Annotated in this window: 3 protein-coding genes; 2 read left to right on the top strand and 1 reads right to left on the bottom strand. The window is 62.8% G+C overall.

Annotation, left to right across the window (positions count from 1 at the left end):
* Window positions 1-190: 190 nt before the first annotated feature.
* Window positions 191-862 (top strand): PadR family transcriptional regulator, encoded by a 672-nt coding sequence (locus EOA60_RS28845; protein WP_095823214.1) that lies wholly within the window; start codon window positions 191-193, stop codon window positions 860-862.
* A gap of 201 nt (window positions 863-1,063) precedes the next feature.
* Window positions 1,064-1,357: an HlyU family transcriptional regulator gene (locus tag EOA60_RS28840; protein ID WP_067326794.1), complete on the top strand. Its 294-nt coding sequence runs from the start codon at window positions 1,064-1,066 to the stop codon at window positions 1,355-1,357.
* Between the two features lie 31 nt (window positions 1,358-1,388).
* On the opposite strand, the gene EOA60_RS28835 is transcribed toward EOA60_RS28840, so the two are convergent.
* The gene (locus tag EOA60_RS28835; protein ID WP_067326797.1) at window positions 1,389-2,321 is read right to left on the bottom strand and encodes a 3-keto-5-aminohexanoate cleavage protein; all 933 of its coding nucleotides are present in this window, start codon (window positions 2,319-2,321) and stop codon (window positions 1,389-1,391) included.
* Window positions 2,322-2,439: the final 118 nt, after the last annotated feature.

Here is a 2,439-nt window from a genome sequence, read left to right as displayed (position 1 = left end):
GGTTTGCCGTTTTTCTCTCCGCCTGGAACCGCCGCAAAGGCCGCTGGTAGGCTGTTTTCGCGGCGATCGCTGCGCATTCGACCGCCTCGCAGTTCGCCTTGCGTCAACCAAGATGCATCGCAAGATATATCTTGACTCCACCCGCCACCTAGCTAAGATATATCGTAAGATAGAACTCAAGGAGCGATCCATGCACAAGCATAATCCCTTCGGGCACAACCATTTCGGTCAGCGCATATTCATGCACATGGCCGGTCGTTTCGGTGGTCGCGGCGGCGGCTTTGGTCCCTTCGGCCAGGGCATGCGCGGCGGCGGCCGCGGCGGTCCGGGCGACATGTTCCGCGCCGGCCGCATGTTGGCCGACGGCGATCTCAAGCTGATCACGCTGTCGCTTCTGGCCGAGGCGCCGCGGCACGGCTACGACATCATCAAGGCGCTGGAGGAACGCACCAGCGGCATCTACAGCCCGAGCCCGGGCGTGGTCTATCCGACGCTGACCTTTCTCGAAGAGGCCGGCTATGCCGTCTCGTCAAGCGAAGGCAACAAGAAGGTGTTCTCGATCACCGAGGCGGGCAGGGCGCATCTCGAGCAAAATCGCGAGATGATCGATCACGTGCTCGACCATCTCGAGCGGTTCGGCCGCAAGATGGCCAAGGCGCGCGACTGGTTTGGCTGGAACGACGAGGGCGAGGACGTCGGCCGGCGCGGCCGTCACGAAAAGCGCGACCGGTTCCGCGCACTGCGCCACCGCCTACGCGCCGCGCTCAGCGATATCGTCGATGCGCCGGAGGACAAGCAGGCCGAGGCGATCAGCATTCTGGAAGACGCCGCCGCAGCGCTCGAGGCCCTCTCACGTCGCTGAGTCGCCCGGCACTGAACGGGCTATTGCTGGCTCGACCGATGACCGTCAAAGCGGGATGACTTCCAAAAGTCATCCCGTTTATCTTTGTGTGAGCATGATCTTCCCGAAAACCGCTGCACAGTTTTCGGGTTCATGCTGTAGTGAAAATCGTCCTGCGGCACGCTATGTGATGCAGGACGATTTGCCGCTGGAGGATGCGCTATGTCTTTTCTGAAACGTCTTTTCGGCGGCGGCGGTGGTGAGGCGACGGACACCGGAGCCGCGAAGCCGGCAAAGCAGGTCGAGCACAAGGGCTTCCTGATCAGCGCCACGCCCTACAAGGCGGACGGCCAGTACCAGACCTGCGGCGTCGTCTCCAAGGAAGTGGACGGCGTGATGAAGGAGCACCGCTTCATCCGCGCCGACCGTTTCGCCGGGCTGGACGATGCGGTCGACATCTCGATCAAGAAGGGCATCCAGCTCGTCGACGAGCAGGGCGAGCGGATGTTTGGATAGCCGTTGCCGCAGGGTTCTTTTTTTGCCGGGATCAGAACGCGACTTTGTCGCCGCCCTTCAGCTGCAGGATCTGCCGCGCCTCGTCGGGCGTGGCGATCGAGGCGCCGAGGCCCTCGATGATCTGGCGGACCTTCGTTACTTGTTCGGCGCTCGAGCGGGCAAGCTTGCCCTTGCCGATCCATAACGAGTCCTCCAGGCCAACCCGCACATTGCCGCCCAGCGCGATCGCCTGCGTGGCGATCGGCAGTTGGTGGCGGCCGGCGCCCAGCACCGACCAGTGATATTCGTTGCCGAACAGCCGATCGGCCGTGCGCTTCATATGGGCGACGTCCTCCGGATGCGTGCCGATTCCGCCGAGGATGCCGAACACGCTCTGGACGAAGAACGGTGCCTTCACCAGCCCGCGCTCGACGAAATGCGCCAGGGTATAGAGATGGCCGATGTCGTAGCACTCGATCTCGAAGCGCGTGCCGTTGTCGGCGCAGGTGCGCAATATGTGCTCGATATCGCCGAAAGTATTGCGGAAGATCCGGTCGCGCGACGATTCGAGATAGGGCCGCTCCCACTCATGCTCGAACGTCTTGAAGCGCTCCAGCATCGGAAACAGCGCGAAGTTCATCGAGCCCATGTTGAGCGAGGCGACCTCGGGCGCGAAGACTTTCGCGGGCCTGACGCGTTCCTCCACGCTCATCGTCGCCGCACCACCGGTGGTGATGTTGACGACGCAGTTGGAGCGCTGCTTGATGACCTGCAGGAAAGGGGCGAACGCCTCGGTCGACTGGTCGGGGCGTCCGTCGACCGGATTGCGGGCATGAAGGTGGACGATCGCGGCACCCGCCTCGGCCGCCTCGATAGCGGCGGTCGCGATCTCCTCGGCCGTCACCGGCAAGTGCGGCGACATTGACGGCGTGTGGATCGAGCCTGTGACCGCGCAGGTGATGATGATCTTGTTCTGGCTTGCCACTTTTTGATGCCCTGATCCTGATCTCTTCGCTATCCGAACGCGCCCTGTTCGACCGCGTCCTGTTCGACCGCTTGGGCGATGCCGGCAATGAACCGCTCGACGGCACGATATAGAACAG

The organism is Mesorhizobium sp. M1A.F.Ca.IN.020.06.1.1 (genome assembly GCF_004023265.1).
Lineage (GTDB): Bacteria > Pseudomonadota > Alphaproteobacteria > Rhizobiales > Rhizobiaceae > Mesorhizobium.
Note: the sequence above shows the minus strand (reverse complement) of the source record. Positions and strands in the feature narration are given on the sequence as shown.